Origin of the sequence: Neobacillus niacini, from assembly GCF_023715785.1 — a bacterium.
GTDB classification, from domain to species: Bacteria; Bacillota; Bacilli; order Bacillales; family Cytobacillaceae; genus Neobacillus; species Neobacillus niacini_E.
The window spans coordinates 95,939-117,945 of the sequence record NZ_JAMBOX010000013.1 but is presented as its reverse complement, the minus strand read 5'-3'; the positions used below and the strand labels follow the sequence as shown (position 1 = coordinate 117,945).

The following is a 22,007-nucleotide window of genomic DNA, read 5'->3' as shown; positions in this document are numbered from 1 at the left end:
TCCACTTTTATTCTATGAAATTATCTGAACAGCACCTTTATCCAATTGAATAATATTTTCCTTAGGAAATAACGGCAGTAAATGCTGATGACAAGTGAAAAATAAAATTTGCTTTTGTCCCAAGCTTTTTAGCAGCTCAATGACCCTTTGCGTTCTGGCAGCATCAAAATTAACGAAGCCATCATCAATGATAATCGGAAACTGATATTTTTCATATAAAGTGATCGCCAAAGCCAATCTAATAGAAACATAAAGTTGTTCTGTAGTGGCCTGGCTTAATTCATTCGCTTCAAATAGGGTATGATCCTTCCTTTCGACTAGGAATCCGATCCCGATTGGATGAGGGTGAATTCTTTGGTAGTTTCCACTTGTAAGAAACTCCAAAAATTCCTCTGCTTTCTCCAACATTCGCGGCAAATGCTCACTCTTGTATTTTTCAACTGTCTCCAAAAGAATATGTTGGGCCAGTGAATAAATAGCCCACTCTTTAGCCATCTCTTCCAGATCGAATTTTTTCTGTTTGTAGAGATGAAGGATTTCGGAATAGGTCCCGCCTTCTTCAAGCAGCCCAATCTCAACTTTGACCTTGGCCTGGGCTTCTTGCAATTCCTTTAATCGAGCTTGTAATTGCCGCGAACGCTGCTGACACTCTTCAATTAAATCATCCCAATTATGAATGTGTAAGTAATGTTCACACTCTTCTTTTGACAGGATGGAGAATTGAAGCCTTCCTTGAAGGCTCTCGAGCTTATCCAAAAGCTCACTCCGTCTTTCCGCTTTTTCGCCAAGTTCATAGAATTCCTGCGAAGTTTCCACATTCGCTTCACCCAACAACTTGATATATTCAGCTTCCAGCTGTTCTTGCTCTTTATTCTTTTGCTGCAGGTCAGATTCCATTTCCAGAAACTTTGCACGTCTTTCTCGAAGCTTAATCCGTTTTTCCTGTTCTTCCTCCAGCTTCTTCTTCAATAAATAGACTGTTTTATGTAAATCCAGGCCTTTTTCAGACAAATAGCGATTTTCATAGTATTTTAGCTCGTCCGTAATCTGCTTTTGTTGCTGATTGATGTTCGCTATTTTTTCAAGGAGCTGATGTTTCTCCCGGCAGATCTCTTTAAACTTTTCGATTTGGCCGAAAGCCTCCAGCAAAAACGAAGCAGCCATATATTCGGGTATTTTCAGCTCGTTACCGATCATCAACAGCGCTTTTCGATGGTCGTTAGACTCCTGCTCCCAGATTTCTAATTTGTCCATCGCTCTTTGAAGTTGGGCTTGCTGCTGCTCGAGCTTTACTTTCATAACTTGCAGCTGCTCGATTCGTAGGTTGTCTCGCTTTAACTTTTCCTCAGCCATTTCTATGTCGAGATTTGCTGCCGACTGGAGTTTCTCGATTATTCTTGTTTCTTGCTTTTTTAAATCCTCCAGCCTTCGATTGGTTTCTTTTTGTTTCGAATTTTTTAGGTTCTGGAACATAAACACAGCAAAAACAACACAGGCCCCGAAGCCCAGAAACATCAAAATCCATTGCTTTGTAAGCGCACCGTAGACGGTTAATCCAATTAGAATTAACTCAATAGTAAAAAATTGCTGCTTTATCCTTGTTCTGGATGCCTGCTCCAATTCCAGTGAATGCTGGTAAAAACCTCGTTTGTCCCTAATGGTCCTTAATTCTTCTTCAAGGCTTCTTTTATCATTTCCCTGTACCTGCTCCTCCAGAAGTGCACGTTCTTGTTTTGGCAGGCACAGACTAGACGTTAGCTGTACTTCCTTTTCCATTAGTTCTAGCGCATTTTTTTCTTCTTGAAGCAAATGATCGTGGTCAGCCTTCGTTTCCAACAGCTTTTGACCGCGTCTAGAAATGTCTTCAACCTGTTTTTTCATATATATATTTGTATTGATTGCTAGAATATCTTCTTCGTTTAACGGCAAATGGAGTTTCTCGTTAATGACGGCAAGCTCTTTTTCCAAGTGTGCCAATTTTTGTTCATACTGACCTTTTTCAAGGGTTAATTGTTCCAATACAGGAATTTGATTAAGCAAATTCACAATGACAGGCTCGTCTTTTGCGAGTGATTCATCAGGTTCAAGCTCAACTAGATCAAGCTTTGCTTTTTTCATTCTTTCTTCCATGCTGACTAGTTCTGCCTTGTGGGGAAGAATGAGTTGATTTAGCTGTTGCAGCCTTTCCAAGCCACGGACAGGAAACTGGATCTGCCCCAGTTCTTCAAGCTCATTTAGCGTCAGCTTTTCTTCCTTTACAAACGATTGGACTCGTTTCCATTCGGTTAATTTCTCCGATTGTTGATGAACATCTGCCAACTCCTGATTGATTTTTTCCGATTCCTGGAGAAACCTTTCTCTTTTTTCAATCAGCGGTTCATATTCCTTCACTTTTGCCGCGGCATTTTTTAATTCCCCATTGATTTCATGAAGCTCATGCAATTTTTCGTTTAATGGAGGCTTTTTCCCGCCAGGCTTAAACCGGGAATCGAGCTCCTTTTGAAGCTCTGCTTCTGCCTTTGCCAGCCGTTCCGTTCCCAAGGTTCCAGCTGAAAACAGAAATCTGCCCAACTCTTCCCCCTTCATTTGATGAATATTTTGCAGCCCATGAATATTGAATGAGTAAATGGCCTGGAACAGTCCTTTATCAAAATTCCCCAACAGGTTTTTTAAAAGCTCTTCGCCGCCAAAAGTGCCATTGTCCAAGTTGACTTTTACATCGCCAGCGGCCTTGCCTTTAACACGTTCAATCACAGCAAACCCAAACTCTTCATGAAAAATTCTGATACTGCCCCCGTACTTCGTGCTGTGCTTTGGCTCATAACGCAGCTCGGCCTGCTGTTTTGTCGGGAACCCGAATAAAACACTGTTAATAAAGGACATAATGGTCGATTTACCAGCTTCGTTCTCGCCAAAAAAAACTTGAAAATCTGCTAAATTATCGATTTGGATATTTTCTAATTGCCCATAACCGTATATATGCATCGAGACAATTTTCAATAGGATTCACTCCCTTCAATCATAAAGATAATGAATTAATAGTTTTTCTGCCCGTTCGATTAACTCGCGCTGTTCGGCCGGTGATAAATGGGATAAATATTTCTTTCCCAGTCGGTGCTCGTACAATGGTGCCAAAGCATTCTCCGTATTGTCAAAATGCTCGATGGTTTCGAACAGCTCTCCGTAAAAATTAGCTTCACGTATTAACACCTCTTTATCGAGAAGCTTTCTTTCTGAAAATGTGATATCGATAATCCAGACAAATGAATCTTCACTTTGTTCTTCATCCAATAGGAGGTCCAAGAGCTCCCCATTCAACGTTCTTTTTTCCCGTTCATCCTCCATGTGGATATTCGTTAGTTTTAATGATAGAAACGTACCTGCGTTATTTTTTCGACAAGAGTGGATGGTGGATTGGCATAAGCCAAGGATATCATTGAAGTTTTCTGCCTTTGCTGCGTCGATCTCGACCTCCTCCCAGACAATATCCGCACAATCCACAAAGGTGAATTCTGTCCCAAGCTCATTAAGCGAAATATGATAAAACCCTTTCAGACCGCTTTCCTTTTTGTTTCTTCCTTGGATATTTCCAGGATAAATAATCGGAGGGGTATCGGATAAAACTGTCCGCTTATGAATGTGACCCAACGCCCAGTAATCAAAGTTTTTTTCTAATAGGTCCTTCACGGTGAATGGAGCATAGTTATCATGCTCGGTTCCGGAACTTTCATTGCCATGGAGTATGCCGATGTGAAAATCAGCTTCTCCGGATTTGCCATAATCATCGATTTTCCGCTCATACACATGACGGGTCGGGTAACTAAAGCCATAAAGATGAACGGTCACGCCACTGTTCGTTACCAGCACCATTCTCTCCACCGTGCTGCCAAACACATGAACATTTTCCGGCAAATCAAGATGAACCCAAGAGCCGTTTAAATGGTCATGGTTGCCGTGAACAATGTACACAGGAATCGAATGCTGGGCAAGTTTTTGCATTTCCGACCGAAACCGTGACTGGGCACGCAGGCTTCGGTCCTCCCCGTCAAACAAATCTCCAGCAAGAATAACAAAATCGACTTTGCGCTCAATTGCCGTCGAGGTAAGTTTTTTTAGTGCCGTAAAGGTGCTCTCTTTTGCCCTCGTAAAAATAGCTTGCGGCAAATGCCTTAACCCCACCATCGGGCTATCCAAGTGCAAATCCGCTCCATGAATAAACGATATTTTTTTCATAATTATTCCTCACTGCTTTTTTCATCATTGTATCATGCGCGAAATGCGAATGCACGTTCTGTATAAAGATAGTTAAAAAGCTTTACCAAAAATGGTAAAGCTCACAGCAACTTATTCGTTTTTCGTCAATTCTAATGCCTGTTTAATATCTTTAAAGGAGTTGGACCTGCCGTACATTAATACGCCGCCCCTGTAGACCCTGGCACCGAATATCGCCAATGCTATAATGGTGGCGACCAGAAGGGCAATCCCCAAGACCGCTTCCCAAACCGGGATAGTCAACATCCCGACACGAAGAAACATAATCATCGGTGTAAAGAAGGGAATATAAGAAGTGGCCGTAATAAACGCGGCATCGGGCTTGCCGAGACCGAACATTGCAATCATAAATCCGCCAACAATCAGCAAGGTCATCGGGGTAATCATCTGCTGCACATCCTCGATCCGGCTGACGAGCGACCCTAAGAACGCAGCTAGCGTGGCATAGAGAAAATAGCCAAGGATAAAGAAAATCACCGCATAGACAATCGTTGCTGTCGGAATGCTGCCGAATCCATAAACCCCAAAGAAACCGTCCTTTAATGAATCCATGTTACTCATAAGAGAGTAATAGCCGACAATCAGGAATACCGCAAATTGTGTCATGCTCAAGAGACCGATGCCGATAATTTTAGCAAACATCTGCTTAATCGGCGAAACACTGGAAATCAATATCTCCATTACCCGCGATGATTTCTCCGTTGCGACCTCCGTTGCAATCATACTGGCGTACATGATAACGGAAAAATAAATCACAAATAACAGTACATAGACAAGGCCTCTGGCCTGATTCAATTCTTCTTCCGTTTTTGCGTCTTTCTCAAGTGCTACCTTATCAAAAGCAACCGGTTCATAAAGCTTTTGCAGCTGTTCCGGGGTTAAGTTAATTTTGGACGCGGCAAGCATCGTTTTCACTTGCTGCAAGCCTATTTGCAGGTCGGCGAACAGGCTGGAATCAGCGATACTCATTGCCTTATAAGTCGCTTCCGGCAGTTGTTCACCATTAAATCTTAACAGGATAAGGCCATTGTATTTGCCTTCTTCCACCGCTTTTTCAGCCTCTTTTTCTGTTCCTTTATATTGTGTAAGTTTGATATCATTGTTAGTAGCCTTCATTTGCTGCTTCAACGGCTCATAAAGCTGCCCTGTTTCATCAAGAACGGCAATACTATCCTTCCCTCCATTTTTATCAAATAAATCGATGATATTTTGAATGTTGGTTAGCCCCAAGACAATGACAACCGTCATCAGCGTTGTGATGATGAACGATTTGCTTTTTAATTTGTTTAAATAAGTGTGAAACAAGATGATCCAGAAGCTATTCATAGGAATCGCCTACTTTCTCAATAAAAATATCATTTAAAGACGGCTCTTCTAGGGCAAATTTACGAATGAACCCCTTCCCGACAATTTCCTTAAGAATGCTTTCTGCCACTCTTTCCCCTTCAATTTGCAATTCGGCACCCTCCGTTGTCGGTTTTGTTTTGACAACACCAGGAAAGTCCTTTAAAAATTCCAATGAGAAATCGGCATGAATGATCAGGTTCTTTTTCCCAAACGCACGTTTAATTTCTTTTAATGCACCGTATACAACCGGTCTGCCTTTATGTAAAATGCATAAATGCTCGCACATTTCCTCAACGTGATGCATTTGATGGCTTGAAAAAACAATCGTGGTCCCATTCTCTTTTAATGCCAGAACAGCCTCTTTTAGCATTTCAACATTGACCGGGTCCAACCCGCTAAAAGGTTCATCCAGAATTAGCAGCTTTGGCTTATGGATGACGGCAGCAATGAATTGGATTTTCTGCTGGTTCCCTTTCGAAAGCTCCTCGACCCGCTTATTTTCGTATTCGGGAACTTTAAACTTCTCCAGCCATATCTTTAGTTCTTTTAATGCGTCAGCTTTTGCCATTCCTCTCAATCTGGCCAAATAGACAATCTGTTCGCGCACCTTGAGTTTGGGATAGAGCCCTCGCTCCTCTGGCAAATAACCGACAAGGTGGCTAGTAGAATAATTCAGCGGGTTTCCGTCCCAAGTAATACTTCCCGCGCTGGCATCAAGAAGGCCTAAAATCATCCTGAACGTTGTGGTTTTTCCGGCCCCGTTTGCACCGAGAAAGCCGAACATTTCTTTTTCCGGAATCGTTAACGACAAATCGTCTACAGCTGTAAATGAACCAAACCGTTTGGTGACATGTTCTAATTTTAATACCATTTTTTCCACTCCTTTCCTTCCGAGACAATTATACCATATTGCGGTTTTGCGTTTTCCTTTTGCACTATTTGAAAAATTATGTAAAAATATCAATAGGGAGAAATTTTAAAAAGGGGTATGGGAATGAAAACGTATAAGTTAACTGCATTTGAAGCAAATGGGGAAAAGATTTTGGATGAAGCCTTCCAGGCCGAAAATGATGAGGCAGCAAAGAAGCAGGGGGAACATCTGTTAGCGGAGAAAAATTTGCTCGAGAAAACACACCGCTGCACATCTCCAGCTGGGAAACTGCTGTTGTTTCATTCATAAAAAAGAAGCCAAAACGGCTTCTCAGGCTGTAGAGAAACTTCTCGACAGCCTTATTAGCCTCTTATGACATGTCTGAAGAAAAAATCAAAAGGAACGGGTTATGAGGGCGCATTTTATAACTTGTTTGTGGAAAAAATCAAAGCGAACGCGTTATAAGAGCGCTTCTTATGACGTGTCTGAGGAAAAAATCAAAGCGAACGCGTTATAAGAGCGCTTCTTATGATGTGTCTGAGGAAAAAATCAAAGGAAACGCGTTATAAGAACGCTTCTTATGACGTGTCTGGGGAAAAAATCAAAGCGAACGCGTTATAAGGACGCCTCTTATGACGTGTCTAAGGAAAAAATCAAAGCGAACGCGTTATAAGGACGCCTCTTATGACGTGTCTAAGGAAAAAATCAAAGCGAACGCGTTATAAGGACGCTTCTTATGACGTGTCTGAGGAAAAAATCAAAGCGAACGCGTTATAAGGACGCCTCTTATGACGTGTCTGAGGAAAAAATCAAAGCGAACGCGTTATAAGGACGCCTCTTATGACGTGTTTGTGGAAAAAATCAAAGCGAACACGTTATAAGAACGCTTCTCATGACGTGTCTGAGGAAAAAATCAAAGCGAACGCGTTATAAGGACGCCTCTTATGACGTGTCTAAGGAAAAAATCGAAGCGAACGCGTTATAAGGACGCCTCTTATGACGTGTCTAAGGAAAAAATCGAAGCGAACGCGTTATAAGAGCGCTTCTTATGACGTGTCTGGAGAAAATGACAAGGCGATTAGCAGGGGCAATTTTAAAATAAAATCGGCAATTCACCGATAAAATAAAAAATTGCCGAGAAAAAGACCCTTTCTCGACAATCTAAGAAGCCAAAACGGCTTCTTTTTTTACTTACCTGTAAAATTTGGCCTTCTTTTTTCGAGAAACGCTTTGATGCCTTCCTTATGGTCTACCGTTTCACGCATTTTTTGCTGGCCAAATTTCTCTAATTCTAGTATTTTTAATAGTTGCGGGCGATTTTTTTCTGCCAAAATCTTTTTCGTCTTGATCATCGCCTGGACTGGCCGATTCAGCCAATCTGTTATTCTTTTATGTACCGCCTCTTGGAGGTCACCATCGGCCACTTCCTGGATTAGACCAATTGCAAGCGCTTCCTCCGCAGTCATCACTTTTCCGTCCCAAATAACCTGCTTCGCCTTTGTTTCACCCAGTCTTTTTTCCAAAAAGAAATGTGCCCCGCCATCAGGAATGAGACCGATTCCGATAAAGTTCATAGCCAGTTTGCTAGATTTGTCAGCGATAATATAGTCAGTGGCCAGGGCCAAACTGAACCCAAGGCCAGCAGCCGCTCCGGAGACTACACTAATGGTAAGCTTAGACAGGCTATAAAGTGTAATAATTAACTCGCTGATGCAGTCCATGACCGGGAAGAAATCTTTCTCATTCATGTTGGAAAGCATTGTTTTAATATCGCCACCCGCGGAAAAAGCCCTACCTTTTCCGGTCAGTACGACAATATCAATCGCATCCGATTCGCTGAGTTCCTTCAGTTTTCCGACAAGTCCTCTAATCATGTCCACATCCATGGCATTGAGCGCTTCAGGCCGGTTCATTTCCAGCGTTGCGACGCGGCCATTTACGGTTAATGCCACCTTATCTGTCATAAAACTTAACGACATCGCTTTCCCCTCCCATATACTTTGTTCAATTCCATTATATAGATAAATTCCGATAAAAAAAGCAAACTCTCTAAATATATTGAATTTTTCCATATAAAAAGGACAAAGGTCAGATTTGCCCCTTGTCCTTTTTGATTTACCCTTTTTGACTGACCTCTTTCTGGACCTGATCGCGAAGTGCCATCTTTAAAAATTTCCCTACTGATGTCTTAGGGATTTCCTCAAAGAATAGAATATCGTCAGGAATCCACCATTTGGCGAATTGCGGAGCCAAAAATTCCAATAAATCATCTTTGCTGACTTTACCTTTGTATGCATCTTTCAACACGACGCAGCCAACAGGGCGTTCCTGCCATTTTTCATGCGGAACGGCTACCACCGCCGCTTCAAACACAGCCTCGTGGGCCATCAGCGCATTTTCCAAATCGACTGACGAAATCCATTCGCCGCCGCTCTTGATTAGGTCTTTTGTGCGGTCAACAATCTTGATAAAGCCCTCTTCGTCAATCGTGACCACGTCACCAGTATGGAGCCAGCCATCGTGGAACGCATCAAGCGTCCGCTCGTCCTTATAATATTCAGAGGCAATCCACGAACCCCTTAAGCACAATTCGCCCATTTCCTTGCCGTCCCAAGCCACTTCGCCATCCTTGCCGACGATCTTCATTTCAAGACCAGGAACGAGTACGCCCTGCTTTGCCCTGATTTCCAGCTTTTCCTCATAATCCAGCTCTTCTTGGTAGCTTTTTAATTTTGAGAACACGGCTAACGGGCTCGTTTCCGTCATGCCATAGGCATGCATAAATGGAACATTATATTTTTGTTCAAACGCCTTTATCATGCCCTTTGGTGCCGCAGAGCCACCGCATAGGATTCCACGGAGGCTGCTCATATTATACGAACCTTCCTCAAGCTCTTTCAACAGTCCCAGCCAAATCGTCGGGACACCGCTGGTGATCGTTACTTTTTCCTGCTGGATTAATTCAGCCAATAGTTTCGGCGTAAAATATGGACCAGGCAGAACCAGTGTGGTGCCAAACCATACGCCGGCGAATGGCATTCCCCAGGCATTGGCATGGAACATGGGAACAACCGTCATGGCAATATCGTTTTCACTGATGGCTGCCGTGTCAGCCAAGCCTAACGCCATGCTGTGCAGGAAAATGCCCCGATGGGAATAAATTACCCCTTTTGGATTTCCTGTTGTGGCGGAGGTATAGCACATTCCAGCAGGGTCGGTTTCGTTAATGTCATTTGAGTATTTGAAATTCGGGTTTGCTTCGGCCAGCAAATCCTCATAGTGATAAACGGGTGCAAGCGTTGTCTCAGGGAGTTCTTTTTTGTCGGTCATGATGATAAAAGCTTTTACAGTCTTCAATTCGGATGCGCATTTTTCAAGCAATGGAAGGATGTCAGAATCCACTAGGAGTATTTTATCTTCGGCGTGATTGATAATATAACTGATATGTTGTGGTGAAAGACGGATGTTGATTGTATGCAGGACCGCACCGATACAAGGGATTCCAAAATAGGCCTCTAGATGGCGGTGGTGATTCCAAGCCAACGTTCCGACCCGGTCCCCTTTTTCAACGCCTAGTTTTGTTAATGCATCAGAAAGCCTCCTGGTCCGTTCGCCAATTTGTTTGTACGTGAGGCGCTGGATCCCGCTCTCCGTTCGTGAAACGACCTGCTTCTTCGGAAAATATCGCTCCGCCCGTTCCAGCATTTGCGTCAAGGTTAAAGGTGTTACCATCATAAAACTAATCCCCTCCTATATTGAAAGCGCTTTAAATTCATAGCATTCTATGAATTGGTTTCCCTTAAATATTCGACATATTCAAAAATAATCCTTTATTAAGAATCGAATATTCTACATAAAAAAAAGCCCCCCGCACTTATTAAGCAGGAGAACCTTTTTCAGCAAATAATTCTTCTAAAATTTTAATTTTTTCCTCTGTATAAGCCTCAAAACTATCGTTATAGGACTTTGGATCCTTTGGATTGGCAAAGTGTGTAATTTTCCCAGTCATTGGATGAATGAACTTGCTAGATGCCCCGCACCCAAGCCCGATAATGGTCTGCTGCTCCTCCATAATCATGATGTTATAAATACTTTCTTGATTTGGCAGTGAGTAGCCGACGTTTTCTAGATTGCCAAGGATATTTTTCTGGCGGTATAGATAATACGGGACATAGCCGTGTTCTGCCGTCCAATTCTGGGCCGACTCCATCATATTTTCAACCTCAGCACGGTCAGCAACCTTGTATTTTTCTTTGTTCTTCGTCATTTCCGAAGCGCGCTTGAACGATAGGGTATGAACCGTTAACGATTCCGGCATCAGCTTTTCTGTTTCTGCCAGAGAATGAGTAAATTCCTCCATCCCTTCCCCCGGAAGGCCGATAATCAAATCCATATTGATATTGTTCATGCCCATTTCACGCGCCAAATGGTATTTTTCGATTGTTTCAGTAACGGTGTGATGGCGGCCAATCGCCTTCAACGTTTCTTGGGTATATGACTGTGGATTAATGCTGATCCGGTCAATCTTCCACTTCTTCAGAACCTCTAATTTTTCAGGCGTAATCGTATCCGGACGACCGGCTTCAACCGTGATTTCTCGAATTTTATTGACATCAGGAAACGATTGGTACATTTCCTCATAGAGCATATCCATTTCTTCCGCGGTAATGCTCGTCGGGGTCCCACCTCCGTAATAAACGGTAGTAATGCGAACACCCTTTTCCTTCAGCCATTGGCCAATTTTCCGCATCTCATAGTGAAGGCCGCCCAAGAAGGAATCAACCGACCCTTGGCGCCCATTAATCGCATAGGCCGGAAACGTGCAATAAGCACATTTGGTCGGGCAGAACGGAATGCCGATATAGATGCTGACTTCCCGCCTTAATGAATAAAGATCGGGGACAACTGCAAGCTGCCGGTCGATGATTTGCTGCATCAGCTTAATTTTTTCATCGGTAATTAAATAATCATCCTTCAATTGCCGATGGGCCGTCACCAAGGGAATACCCTCCTGCAATTTCTTATGAAGCAGCTTGGTTGGCCGAACTCCGGTGAGAATTCCCCATTTTTGTGTCATGCCTGTCCAGTCCTGTAAAACAGTTAAATAAACATGGGAAACGGCATTTTTGATTTGTTTAAACCGCTCTTTCTCTGAATCTGTCGGATTTAATTCCGTTTGGTAATCAGCAGAGACCGCTTTGCCTTCATTGGCCGCTAATTCCGCTGTAACAGAAATCTTTTCTTCAACCTGCAGATCAAATTTTATCAATAAATCAGCATCTATGGCATCAGCCGACAAGATCTGTGATTCTTCAAAAAATAAATTGGCAATCAGCTGGAGCGGCCGATTGAATCTTTCATCCTCTAATCCTAGTATTGAAATTCGCAAGAAAATCACCTTTCAAAATAAACTTCCTTAAGTGTACATAATCAAAAAAATAAGGTCAATATAGTGGAAATTATTCACAAGCAAAAAAGGATACCATTAGCATGTTCTGCTGGTATCCTTTGCAAGTTTAAATTGATATCTTCCTACGTTTATTTTCGAGTTACTGTTTAATAATCTTCATCTTCCGCAGAAATTCAATTGGCTGCTGTTTGCGGAAGTGTTCCTTCACCATATAGGCTACACCGTGCTCGTTTTGTGACCTTGTTACCCAGTCCGAGGCCCGTTTCACCTCAAACGGGGCGTTCCACATTGATACGCCCAGTCCGGCTGCTTCGATCAATGAGATATCGTCAATGCTGTCGCCAATATAGACCATTTCTTGAAGCTTGAATCCCAGTTGACTGCCGAGGTATGCCAAGCCTGTCAGCTTGGAAACGCCTGATGCAACAATATCAATCCGTAACGGATCGAGCCTGATCATATCAATTTCGGTATACATGCCCTCCAGCGCTTTTTTTGCATCCTCCAGATCGTTTTTATTTTCAAAATAAACCTCAATCTTTGGCGGTGTCATAGGATGTTCATGTAAGTATTCGCTGACAGAAGATACAAATTGCTGTGTATAAAACATCGGGTCTCCAGAGGTAAATACGGTTCTAGACAAGACGTTGCTGCGAAGCTTTTGCTTATTTGCCACGGAAAAATCCTCATGCACAAGGCGGATTTGACATGGCAATCCCTCAAGAAACCGGATTGTATCATAGGTGATGTCCTGATTTATCCGGTTAGCATAATTTAGTTTTCCCTCGGCATTTGCAATATACGACCCCTGCTGTGTTACGAGAGGAGCTTTTATGTTCAAGGCCCTGGCCACTTTGCGGGCTGAAGCAAAGCTGCGGGATGTAACAAGCGTAACATATATTCCTTTTTGCCGGACATATTCAATGGCTTCCTTTGAGGATTTATGGATTCTGCCATTTGATTGCAGCAATGTCCCATCAATATTTAACGCCAGTAAGCGATAGATCATCATGTTGCCCCCTGTTCTTGGTGAAATTACCCTTATATAACTTTTATGAGTTTTCAGCCATTTATAGAACAAAGCATGTTAAACTGATGGAAAATTGCCCCCCAAGCCAACCACTTCTTAACCTTCGTCAAAAGAAAAAAGGCCCCGGGGTACGTACCCGAAAGCCTAAAAATACATCTTAAAATTGGCCATAAAGCTCTTCTAATGGTTTCATAATGACCTGGTTTAATTCGCCGATGATCATGCTCATCCGCTGCTCAGCCTGCATAAGGTTCGCAATCTTTGGGTTCTGCTGGACCATACCAACAGTTGCCTGCGCCTGTTGTACCTCTTGCTCAGAAATATTTTGTCCCATCATTTGCTTTTGCTGCAAGTTCAATTGCATTTGCCGAAACTGGTCAAACATTTGCTTGGCCGCGGGGTCGGCATTGACTTCCTGATATGCCTGCTTTAGCTCCCGGTATTCATCACTTTGACGGATGGCGGTTTCAAGCGCATAAGCTGAATCATATAAATTAACTGCCATTTGGGTCCACTCCTTTTGGTCACAATTCCTTACAACTATAACAAACTATTCATCCAAATGCGAGAATGTTCAAATCACCAACGGAATTGCTACTACATAATATACTATACAAATGCCCAGAAAATGAAATAAATGAGGAGTGATTATGGCTTTTTCATTAATTCCTGTAACGGTTGCTGCCAAGAAACCCACAAATACGAAGGACAGCTTCATCCAATTATCGTCTGAATTGCATCAACAACTACAACTGAATCAAACCAAAGTAATAAAACTCATATGTGGAAAAACAGTAGTAACTGCAGATATCCAATTGACTGATATCGCTGGAAACGAAATATTAGTCTCTGAAAATATCTTCATAAAATTTAGCCTTCCGCTTAATAGACATAAGTTTCAAGCAGTCTACAAGCAAGACATTAACACCCTGCAGATCGGTCCAATAATCGGATTAGTGACAGATTTTCCGGAACCCGGGCAGGGACAGCCAAACTTCCGGTCCATCCATGCGTTTTGCGAAGAACTTCACCATGGAATTCAGGAAAGGGGCGGGTTTCTTTATGTGTTTCGGCATGATCGATTTCCGATACATGGTTATTATTTTGAAAATGGGACTTGGCATGAAGCATTACTTCCATTACCCGATGTCATTTATAATCGAATTCATTCCCGCAAACTTGAACACGGCCCTTCATTCAAGAAGTTTCGCAACCAGCTGGAACAACTGGCGATTCCGCTTTTTAATGATCGCTTTCTGTCCAAATGGGATGTTTACCAGCGGCTAAGCGAAGGGAAGCAGCTGCCATCGGCACTCCCGGAGACAAAAATTTTTTCAAAGGAAAACCTTTATGACTTCGTGCAAACCTATGAAACTGTGTTTATAAAACCCGTCCATGGCAGCCAAGGACGAAACATCATAAAAATAACCCGGGTGCAAGATGGCCTATTTTCAATCCAATCTTCCTTACATCATCAGCCAGAAAATTCGGCGAACCATTACCTGCTTTCGGAACTTTATCAAGTGGTCCTTACCTTGCTTAGAAACCGCATTTATATCATTCAGCAAGGGATTCAATTTTTGACCCTTGATACTAAGCCCGTTGATTTTAGAGTCTTGTGCCATAAGAATATTAATCATCGCTGGGTGGTCACGTCCACCATCGCCAGGATTGGAGCGGAGGAAGAATTTGTTGCTAATTTGGCCAGGGGCGGCACGAGCATGAAACCGCTGAGGGCCTTGCGAGCCGTACTAGATAATAAACAAGCGTCTAAAGCACTTGTGCGAATCAAAGAACTTTCACTGACAATTGCTGAGAGTCTCAGCATGACCGGGTCAGGACTCACCGGGGAACTCGGCATCGATATCGGTGTGGATCTTGCCGGGAATCCTTGGCTGATAGAAGTCAACTCGAAACCTTCAAAGCTTTTCGAGGATGAGCCAGGAAAAATCAGGCCATCCGCCACAGCCATTATCGCACTTTGCACCATGCTTGCATTTGATTCGATGACAGAAAAGGAGGATTAAAAATGACAGCCTTTGGAATAATGTCGCTTTCCTTAGAAAGTGAAGCTTCCTATATAACAGAAATCGCGAAGCACGGGGAATCTCTCGGAGTGGAATGCTTCCGCTTTATCCCCTCCGAAATCAACCCGTATACTCTCCAGGTTAAGGGAAAAAGGTTCGATCATCGTTCCCAAGCCTGGTTTGATGCCGAGTTTCCGATACCTAACCTTCTGTATGACCGATGCTTTTACGGAGATGACGAGCACTCGAAACAATGCCTGCCAATTGTCTCATGGCTAAAATCCAAAGAGGATATAACTTTTTTGGGATACGGGCTGCCAAATAAGCTGGAGTTGTATGATGCCTTAAAAGACACCGTATTGTCTGCCTACTTGCCCCCGACACAATCCGTACCTGGGCCGGGAGTGGTTTTAAAAGAACTACATGCAGGCAAAAGAATCATCTTAAAGCCAGTCAACGGCTCACAAGGCTACGGGATTTACTATTTACGGAAAAGCGACAAAACCATTCATGTCAAAACGGAAAAACAACAAAAAATCATTTCGCGAATCTTCCCCAATGAAGCAAAGTTAACTCAATGGCTGCAGTCACTGTTCCGCAAACATCAATACCTTATGCAGCCATACCTGGAATTGTCCAATCAGGACTCGCAACCATTTGATATTCGAATTCTGATGCAAAAAAATGACAAGGGCATTTGGGGAGTGAGGGGCAGAGGAATCCGGGTCGGGACAACCGGCGGAATACTCTCCAACTTAAGTGCCGGGGGATCAGTGAAGACGTATGCTGAATGGGCGGCAGCGATTCCTCCTGCGAAGGGTGAATATATTAAACACGAGCTACAATACATCCTTAGGGAACTGCCGCAGCTACTTGAGAAAAGATTTCTGCCATTATTTGAGATTGGGGTGGATATCGGCATCGCCAAAAATGGCTCGATTTGGATACTCGATATCAATTCAAAGCCTGGCCGGAAGGTCCTGTTGCAAACTCGACCAAATTTGAAAGATATCCTGTTCCGGGCGCCCCTGCTTTACGCAAAACTCCTTTCCCAGACAGATTCAAAAGAAAGGAAGTACGATCATGCGAAAACGTTATCTCATTGAAGTAGCCCCAAACGACCAATTAATTGTTTTTTGCCCTCCTTCATTCCTGGAGGATAAGGTGTTGACCAAAATTGCTTTTGGATCAAAATCAATGAAAGTAGATTTTCGGCCCCACCCTGACAGCCAAAACCGAATTGTCATTAGCAAACCTATCCAAAAAGTTCTCCATTTTCCGAATTTAAGGCAGCCGCTCCATGCATTTATCGAGAATGGGGTGCTCTATATCGGGCCGCTTGTTGGCATTTTCACCGCCGGTTTTACACAGCTTCCCGAACAACCGATTGGGGAACGGACCGCGTTTTTTTCCAAGCTTTTGTCGGTAGGTAAAAATGTCGGGGCCAGTGTGTTTATTTTTGGAGAACAGCATATCGATTGGGAGCAAGGGGTCATCGAGGGAATTTTTTATCATCAGCAAACCTGGCAGAGCATCGAAGTTCCATTTCCGAATGTGATTTATGACCGACTGCCCAACCGCAAAAGTGAAAACAGCCGGAAATTAACCAGGGTCAAGCAGCGGCTGCAGAAGGACTATCTCATTCCATGGTACAATCCTGGATTTTTTAATAAGCTTGACATTTACGAACGACTGTTACAGGACGGGTCAGTCGAGAATTATCTTCCTGAGACTCATCCATTTACTTCTTTTTCGAAAATCGAAACCATGCTCGCCAAATACGGTCATGTTTATATCAAGCCAAAGAATGGCAGTCTTGGGCTCGGAATTCACCAAATTCTTTATGACCGAAATTCGGGATATTACTATTGCCGCTACCAAGATCGGGATGAAGTCAACCGGTTACGTAAGTTTTCAACCTTGGAAAAATTGTTTAAATGGGTATTCCCCAATCAATCGCTTGAAAACATGGTGGTTCAGCAAGGCATTCATCTTATTCGCACCAATCAGCGTGCCGTGGATTTTCGCGTTCACACCAATAAGGACGAGTCGGGAAATTGGCAGGTGTCAGCGATTGCCGCAAAAATCGCCGGACAGGGCTCCGTAACCACGCATAAACGAAACGGCGGAGAAATAAAAACGATTGCGGAAATTTTTCCAAATGATGAATGCGAGCTATACACAAAAAAACTCTCCCAAGCCGCCCTTACCTTAAGCAAGGCGTTAGAACGGAATATTTCCGGAATTATCGGCGAAATTGGCTTTGATTTGGGCATCGACAAGAACGGCGATGTTTGGCTGTTTGAAGCAAACTCCAAACCGGGCAGGTCGATATTCACCCATCCGAAATTGCAACAATTTGATTTTCTTACGCGAAAATTATCGCTCGCCTATGCAGTATTTTTAACTGAACAGTCATTAATGCATCCGGAGGAACTGTTCAAATGAACAGCTCCCTCCCCCATCCGGTCATCGGAATTATGGCAGCACGAAGGTCTGATGGAACAATAACCGGCAACAGCGAATTATTTATTAAGTTGCAAAAGAAGCTTATTTCACTTAATGGAATAAGCTTTGTGTTTACCTATGAGAATGCCGGCAAAGACATGATTGACGGCTATATATTTGATCCTGATCAAAGTCGCTGGATGAAGGAAAGATTTCCCTACCCTGATGTCGTTTATAACCGAATTCCCTTTCGAAAAACAGAGCAACAGGATGAGAGCCAACGTTTTTTTTCTTTATTAAAAGAAAAGAATATCCCGTTTTTCAATCCATGTTTTATTGATAAATTTGAATTATATCAGCTGTTAAAGAAGCATCCGTTCCTGAAGAAGTACCTGCCAGAGTCGCTGTTGGTTACGGAGGATGACGAACTGCACTCATTTTTAACGGGATATAAAAGTATCTATTTGAAACCGGCCCATTCCTCCAAAGGTAAAGGAATCTTCCGCTTAAGGATTGATTCAGACAACAGGCTGACATTGCAAGATAAAAATACATCACAAACGTATCCATCTTTCCAGCATTTTTGGGAGGAATGGCGTGAACTGCTGCTTAAAAAAAATTATTTGGCCCAGCAAGAAATTGAATCGTCACAGTTTGATGGCTTTCGGTACGATTTCCGAATCCTCGCCCATGCTGACAAAGAAAAATATAAAGTGACTGGCATTGCCATCAGGCAATCACAGGAACAGGATATCACCACCCATATCCCCTCGGGAGGCAGAATGCTCCCATATGAGAGAGTGCAAACCTCTGCCCATGATCATTTTATTCACAGCATTGTCTCTCCTATTGGTACTGCTTTATCGGAGCAATTCGGCTATTTCGGTGAATTTTCGATTGATGCCGCTGTAAGCACAACTGGGCACTATTATATTTTTGAAGTAAATTCAAAACCGATGAGCTTTAATGAGCCGGAAATTGAAGCGCGGAAAATTGAGCAACTATGCCAGTTATTCCTCCGGCTTGCAAAAAAACCTATTTAAATCTCCCGCAAAACAGGTTACTCTTAAAGAGTAAACAAGATTGCCGAAGGGAGATTCTGACAATGATCATGCACTTTCAATTTAAGCCATTATTCGAAAACAAAAATATTCCCGGCTGGAATTTTTCCTTTTATCATAAAAAACAAAGGTTTACAGGGGTTTACCACCAAACCGGCAAAATTGAATGGACCTCAAATACTCCCGAACAAGAGGAAATGGAAGCACTGAAGAGTCAGATTCATGAGTTAATGCTTTATCATGTTTATGAGTAAATAGCTGTCCCCTTTTGAATGAAAATTGCTCCTAGTCATAAACTAATTAAGGAAAGATTTTCTGAAAGGATCGATGGGCTTGAACAAGAAAAGCGAAAAAATGACCAATGAAGGTTCCAACTATGAAGGCAGAGACAAAGCATATGTGGATATCGATAGAATGATTAATGAAGGATTGTCTGGTGGTTCCGTACATGCGCGCCACGATGCCACCAATATTGAGCAGGCACGGCAGCTTCCAGAGGAAGAGCCACCCTATCAAGCAGATTAATTCGCCGAGTCAACATGACCCGGCTTTTTTTATGTTTTGTTATAATGAATGATATACAACAGACTGGGGAAATGAATTATGCTAAAAAAGCTATTGTCATTATTTAGTAATTCCGTTATGCTGGCTGAACGTCCAAATCAGGAACCACAGCATCAATACGTATTTTTTGATGAAGCCGCTCACGAGTGGATTGGCATCCCAAAAACAGAAATTAGCGATCAGGAATTACGCGTCCTTAAAACGCTGTACCAATTGATTGACTTTCAAGCGACAGTAGGCAATACCGCCTCTGGAAAATGGCATGAATTTTTATTATTTGACGGACCGCCTCCAAGCAATCCGTCCGATCATGAATATCGCTTCATTCAGTTTCAAATCAACGGTCCTGATATTAACCAGCCTGAAATTGAGGATGCCTTAAAAGGCTTTTTCACCGAGGACACCAACATTATTTGGGAAAGCCGGAAAAACGGGGTCGTCATTGAAGGCAAAAAACAAATCTCCCTTTCAGATGGTGAGTTAATTTCGATGTCGGAAACATTGGAAAGCGATTTTTATGTAAAAATTTCATTCTACGTTGGGAAGCTATATCCTCTTTCCGAAATGCTCCCGAGCATTTATAAGAAGGAACGGGAATACTTTACCTTTGCCGTTAGACATTTGGAAAATAATTCAAGATTGTTTACCTATGAACGCATTTTTCCTGCTTATTTGGCCGCCCATTTGCCGGAGCAATTGACAGGCCAAATACCACACGAGATTTTTGAGCTGTTTACGGGTGACCCAGAACTGTATACCACGATTAAGGTGTTTCTCGAAAATAATTTAAATGCCAGTACGACTGCAAAAAAATTGTACATCCACCGTAATACACTGCAATACCGGCTTGATAAATTCACCGAAAGAACCGGTATTGGCTTAAAAGATTTTTACGGCGCATTCACGGTTTTTCTCGCCTGCCAGCTGTTTGAACATACACAACAATGACAAACTGCCCAATAGAGCGCTTTCATTTTTTGTGCATCCTGTCCATACGAATTTTTCACTATTCCTTGTAAACTGAAGTTGTTAGATAAAACAAGGAGGCTTTCCAAATGGCTGAGTTAAAATTAGATCATATTTATAAAATTTACGATAACAAAGTAACTGCCGTTAAGGACTTTAATTTACACATTGATGATAAAGAGTTTATCGTGTTTGTCGGCCCATCAGGCTGCGGTAAATCGACAACTTTGAGAATGATTGCCGGTCTTGAAGAAATCTCAAAAGGGGATTTCTTTATTGATGGCAAACGCGTAAACGATGTAGCACCAAAAGATCGCGATATCGCGATGGTATTCCAAAACTATGCCTTATATCCGCATATGACTGTTTATGATAACATGGCATTTGGCTTAAAGCTTCGGAAATTCCCTAAAGATGAAATTGACCGCCGCGTAAAAGAAGCAGCGAAAATTCTTGGACTTGAAGCCTATTTAACAAGAAAGCCAAAGGCCCTTTCCGGCGGTCAGCGTCAGCGTGTTGCATTGGGACGTGCGATTGTCCGTGATGCCAAGGTATTCTTAATGGACGAGCCATTATCTAACCTCGATGCCAAGCTTCGTGTGCAAATGCGAGCAGAAATTGCTAAGCTACACCGCCGCTTAAACACAACGACTATCTATGTAACACACGACCAAACAGAAGCGATGACAATGGCAACCCGCCTGGTTGTTATGAAGGACGGTATCATTCAGCAAGTGGGCTCGCCAAAAGAAGTATATGAAAAGCCGGAAAACGTATTTGTCGGCGGCTTTATCGGTTCCCCTGCCATGAACTTCTTTAACGGGAAATTGGAAGATGGCAAATTTATCATTGGTCAAACCGTTGTTTCCGTCCCAGAAGGAAAAATGAAATATCTTCGTGAACAAGGCTATGTCGGTAAAACCATGGTTCTTGGAATCCGCCCTGAGGATATTCATGATGAGCCTGTGTTTATTGATGCTTCTGCCGGAACAAAAGTTAAGGTTAACATCGATGTTGCCGAATTAACTGGTGCCGAATTAATGATTTACTCTAGTCTTGATAACCAAGACTTTGTTGCACGACTTGATTCACGTGCCGATGTAAAGCCAGGCGACACACTGGAGCTTGCCTTTGATTTAAATAAAGCACACTTCTTTGACAGTGAAACTGAACTTCGCGTTCGCCCGCAATCAGATAAATAATTTTACCAAAAAGAGGCTGACAAAATGTCGGCCTCTTATTCTTTAATAAAAATGATATCGTCGTGATGACAGGCCGGACAGCTGTATAGATGCGGACATTTATGCCCTGATTGGGTGTCGGGATAGCCATCCTCAAGTTTCATTAAATCCATTTCCATATACGGACTGTAATCATCAAAATAATCAATTAACCTGCCGCTTTCCATCATCACTCCCCCGCAATTTGTGCACAATAAAAATACTTCCCTCAGGCCGTTGCAAACCGGGCATATTGACATTCTGTTCACCCTTTTGATTATGATTTATCCATAGTTTGCGTTAGTTTCCCTCCCCTATGACAAGGGATAAATTTCCATATAAAAATTCGAATAAGCCTTTGGAATTTAGTCATAATAATGATTAACAACCAAGCAATTACAACTCAAGTTCAACAATTTTCATCGATGGATGAAGCCAGACTAGGGTTCTAACCGGTGCAACTCCGGTTCATCCAACCAACCAATTTTTACTCAGCTATAAACGTGGGTTAGGCCAAGGTGGCTTTCCGATATGGTTCAACTCCATACTAACCCCAAACTAACTAAGAGGAGTGTTATTCAACTATGGCAAGTAACAACAACTCTAACCAACTTTTAGTACCAGGAGTACAACAAGCACTTGATCAAATGAAGTATGAGATTGCTCAAGAATTCGGTGTAAATCTTGGTGCAGACACAACTTCACGCGCTAACGGATCTGTCGGAGGAGAGATCACTAAGCGTCTTGTTGCAATGGCTGAATCTCAACTTGGCGGCGGTTTCCAACGCTAA

20 protein-coding genes are annotated in these 22,007 nt (G+C 42.6%); 10 read left to right on the top strand and 10 right to left on the bottom strand.

Annotation, left to right across the window (positions count from 1 at the left end; all coding sequences use genetic code 11):
• Nucleotides 1-12: 12 nt before the first annotated feature.
• From M3234_RS20860 to M3234_RS20845, 4 genes are all read right to left on the bottom strand, one after another.
• Complete coding sequence (locus M3234_RS20860; RefSeq protein ID WP_262306554.1) at nucleotides 13-3,000, bottom strand: AAA family ATPase; 2,988 nt, start codon at nucleotides 2,998-3,000, stop codon at nucleotides 13-15.
• A gap of 15 nt (nucleotides 3,001-3,015) precedes the next feature.
• On the bottom strand, nucleotides 3,016-4,233 hold the full coding sequence (locus tag M3234_RS20855; RefSeq protein WP_262306553.1) for a metallophosphoesterase family protein: 1,218 nt from the start codon (nucleotides 4,231-4,233) through the stop codon (nucleotides 3,016-3,018).
• 111 nt (nucleotides 4,234-4,344) lie between these two features.
• Nucleotides 4,345-5,598, bottom strand: a complete 1,254-nt coding sequence (locus M3234_RS20850) for an ABC transporter permease (protein ID WP_262306552.1) — start codon at nucleotides 5,596-5,598, stop codon at nucleotides 4,345-4,347.
• A complete protein-coding gene (locus M3234_RS20845; protein ID WP_262306551.1) occupies nucleotides 5,591-6,490 on the bottom strand; it encodes an ABC transporter ATP-binding protein in 900 nt (299 codons plus the stop codon). The genes M3234_RS20850 and M3234_RS20845 overlap by 8 nt, the downstream gene beginning before the upstream one ends.
• A 123-nt stretch (nucleotides 6,491-6,613) precedes the next feature.
• Here M3234_RS20845 and M3234_RS20840 point away from each other — a divergent pair, with 123 nt between their 5' ends.
• Nucleotides 6,614-6,799: a YhzD family protein gene (locus M3234_RS20840; RefSeq protein WP_262306550.1), complete on the top strand. Its 186-nt coding sequence runs from the start codon at nucleotides 6,614-6,616 to the stop codon at nucleotides 6,797-6,799.
• An 878-nt stretch (nucleotides 6,800-7,677) separates the two neighbouring features.
• Here M3234_RS20840 and M3234_RS20835 read toward each other — a convergent pair.
• From M3234_RS20835 to M3234_RS20815, 5 genes are all read right to left on the bottom strand, one after another.
• Nucleotides 7,678-8,469 (bottom strand): enoyl-CoA hydratase, encoded by a 792-nt coding sequence (locus tag M3234_RS20835; RefSeq protein WP_262306549.1) that lies wholly within the window; start codon nucleotides 8,467-8,469, stop codon nucleotides 7,678-7,680.
• Between the two features lie 136 nt (nucleotides 8,470-8,605).
• Entirely contained in the window at nucleotides 8,606-10,225 is a 1,620-nt protein-coding gene (locus tag M3234_RS20830) for a long-chain fatty acid--CoA ligase (protein ID WP_262306548.1), read from the bottom strand.
• A gap of 142 nt (nucleotides 10,226-10,367) precedes the next feature.
• Nucleotides 10,368-11,879, bottom strand: a complete 1,512-nt coding sequence (locus tag M3234_RS20825; protein WP_262306547.1) for a coproporphyrinogen III oxidase — start codon at nucleotides 11,877-11,879, stop codon at nucleotides 10,368-10,370.
• 160 nt (nucleotides 11,880-12,039) lie between these two features.
• Nucleotides 12,040-12,909, bottom strand: coding sequence for a Cof-type HAD-IIB family hydrolase (locus M3234_RS20820; RefSeq protein WP_262306608.1), 870 nt, complete (start codon nucleotides 12,907-12,909; stop codon nucleotides 12,040-12,042).
• A gap of 178 nt (nucleotides 12,910-13,087) precedes the next feature.
• Nucleotides 13,088-13,435, bottom strand: coding sequence for a YlbF/YmcA family competence regulator (locus M3234_RS20815; protein ID WP_262306546.1), 348 nt, complete (start codon nucleotides 13,433-13,435; stop codon nucleotides 13,088-13,090).
• A gap of 145 nt (nucleotides 13,436-13,580) precedes the next feature.
• Here M3234_RS20815 and M3234_RS20810 point away from each other — a divergent pair, with 145 nt between their 5' ends.
• From M3234_RS20810 to M3234_RS20775, 8 genes are all read left to right on the top strand, one after another.
• Complete coding sequence (locus M3234_RS20810; RefSeq protein WP_262306545.1) at nucleotides 13,581-14,957, top strand: YheC/YheD family endospore coat-associated protein; 1,377 nt, start codon at nucleotides 13,581-13,583, stop codon at nucleotides 14,955-14,957.
• A gap of 2 nt (nucleotides 14,958-14,959) precedes the next feature.
• Nucleotides 14,960-16,063 (top strand): YheC/YheD family endospore coat-associated protein, encoded by a 1,104-nt coding sequence (locus M3234_RS20805; protein ID WP_262306544.1) that lies wholly within the window; start codon nucleotides 14,960-14,962, stop codon nucleotides 16,061-16,063.
• On the top strand, nucleotides 16,041-17,405 hold the full coding sequence (locus M3234_RS20800; RefSeq protein WP_262306543.1) for a YheC/YheD family endospore coat-associated protein: 1,365 nt from the start codon (nucleotides 16,041-16,043) through the stop codon (nucleotides 17,403-17,405). Before M3234_RS20805 ends, M3234_RS20800 begins: the two co-directional genes overlap by 23 nt.
• On the top strand, nucleotides 17,402-18,448 hold the full coding sequence (locus tag M3234_RS20795; RefSeq protein ID WP_262306542.1) for a YheC/YheD family endospore coat-associated protein: 1,047 nt from the start codon (nucleotides 17,402-17,404) through the stop codon (nucleotides 18,446-18,448). The genes M3234_RS20800 and M3234_RS20795 overlap by 4 nt, the downstream gene beginning before the upstream one ends.
• A 62-nt stretch (nucleotides 18,449-18,510) precedes the next feature.
• Nucleotides 18,511-18,720 (top strand): YheE family protein, encoded by a 210-nt coding sequence (locus M3234_RS20790; protein ID WP_262306541.1) that lies wholly within the window; start codon nucleotides 18,511-18,513, stop codon nucleotides 18,718-18,720.
• Between the two features lie 73 nt (nucleotides 18,721-18,793).
• Nucleotides 18,794-18,991 carry a hypothetical protein gene (locus M3234_RS20785; protein ID WP_262306540.1) on the top strand — a complete coding sequence of 66 codons (198 nt, stop codon included), beginning with the start codon at nucleotides 18,794-18,796 and terminating at the stop codon, nucleotides 18,989-18,991.
• 78 nt (nucleotides 18,992-19,069) lie between these two features.
• Entirely contained in the window at nucleotides 19,070-19,978 is a 909-nt protein-coding gene (locus tag M3234_RS20780) for a PucR family transcriptional regulator (protein WP_262306539.1), read from the top strand.
• Nucleotides 19,979-20,085: 107 nt separating this feature from the next.
• Nucleotides 20,086-21,198 (top strand): ABC transporter ATP-binding protein, encoded by a 1,113-nt coding sequence (locus M3234_RS20775; protein ID WP_262306538.1) that lies wholly within the window; start codon nucleotides 20,086-20,088, stop codon nucleotides 21,196-21,198.
• A gap of 35 nt (nucleotides 21,199-21,233) precedes the next feature.
• On the opposite strand, the gene M3234_RS20770 is transcribed toward M3234_RS20775, so the two are convergent.
• Complete coding sequence (locus M3234_RS20770) at nucleotides 21,234-21,476, bottom strand: hypothetical protein (protein ID WP_262306537.1); 243 nt, start codon at nucleotides 21,474-21,476, stop codon at nucleotides 21,234-21,236.
• 324 nt (nucleotides 21,477-21,800) lie between these two features.
• Here M3234_RS20770 and M3234_RS20765 point away from each other — a divergent pair, with 324 nt between their 5' ends.
• Nucleotides 21,801-22,007, top strand: coding sequence for an alpha/beta-type small acid-soluble spore protein (locus M3234_RS20765; RefSeq protein ID WP_066316702.1), 207 nt, complete (start codon nucleotides 21,801-21,803; stop codon nucleotides 22,005-22,007).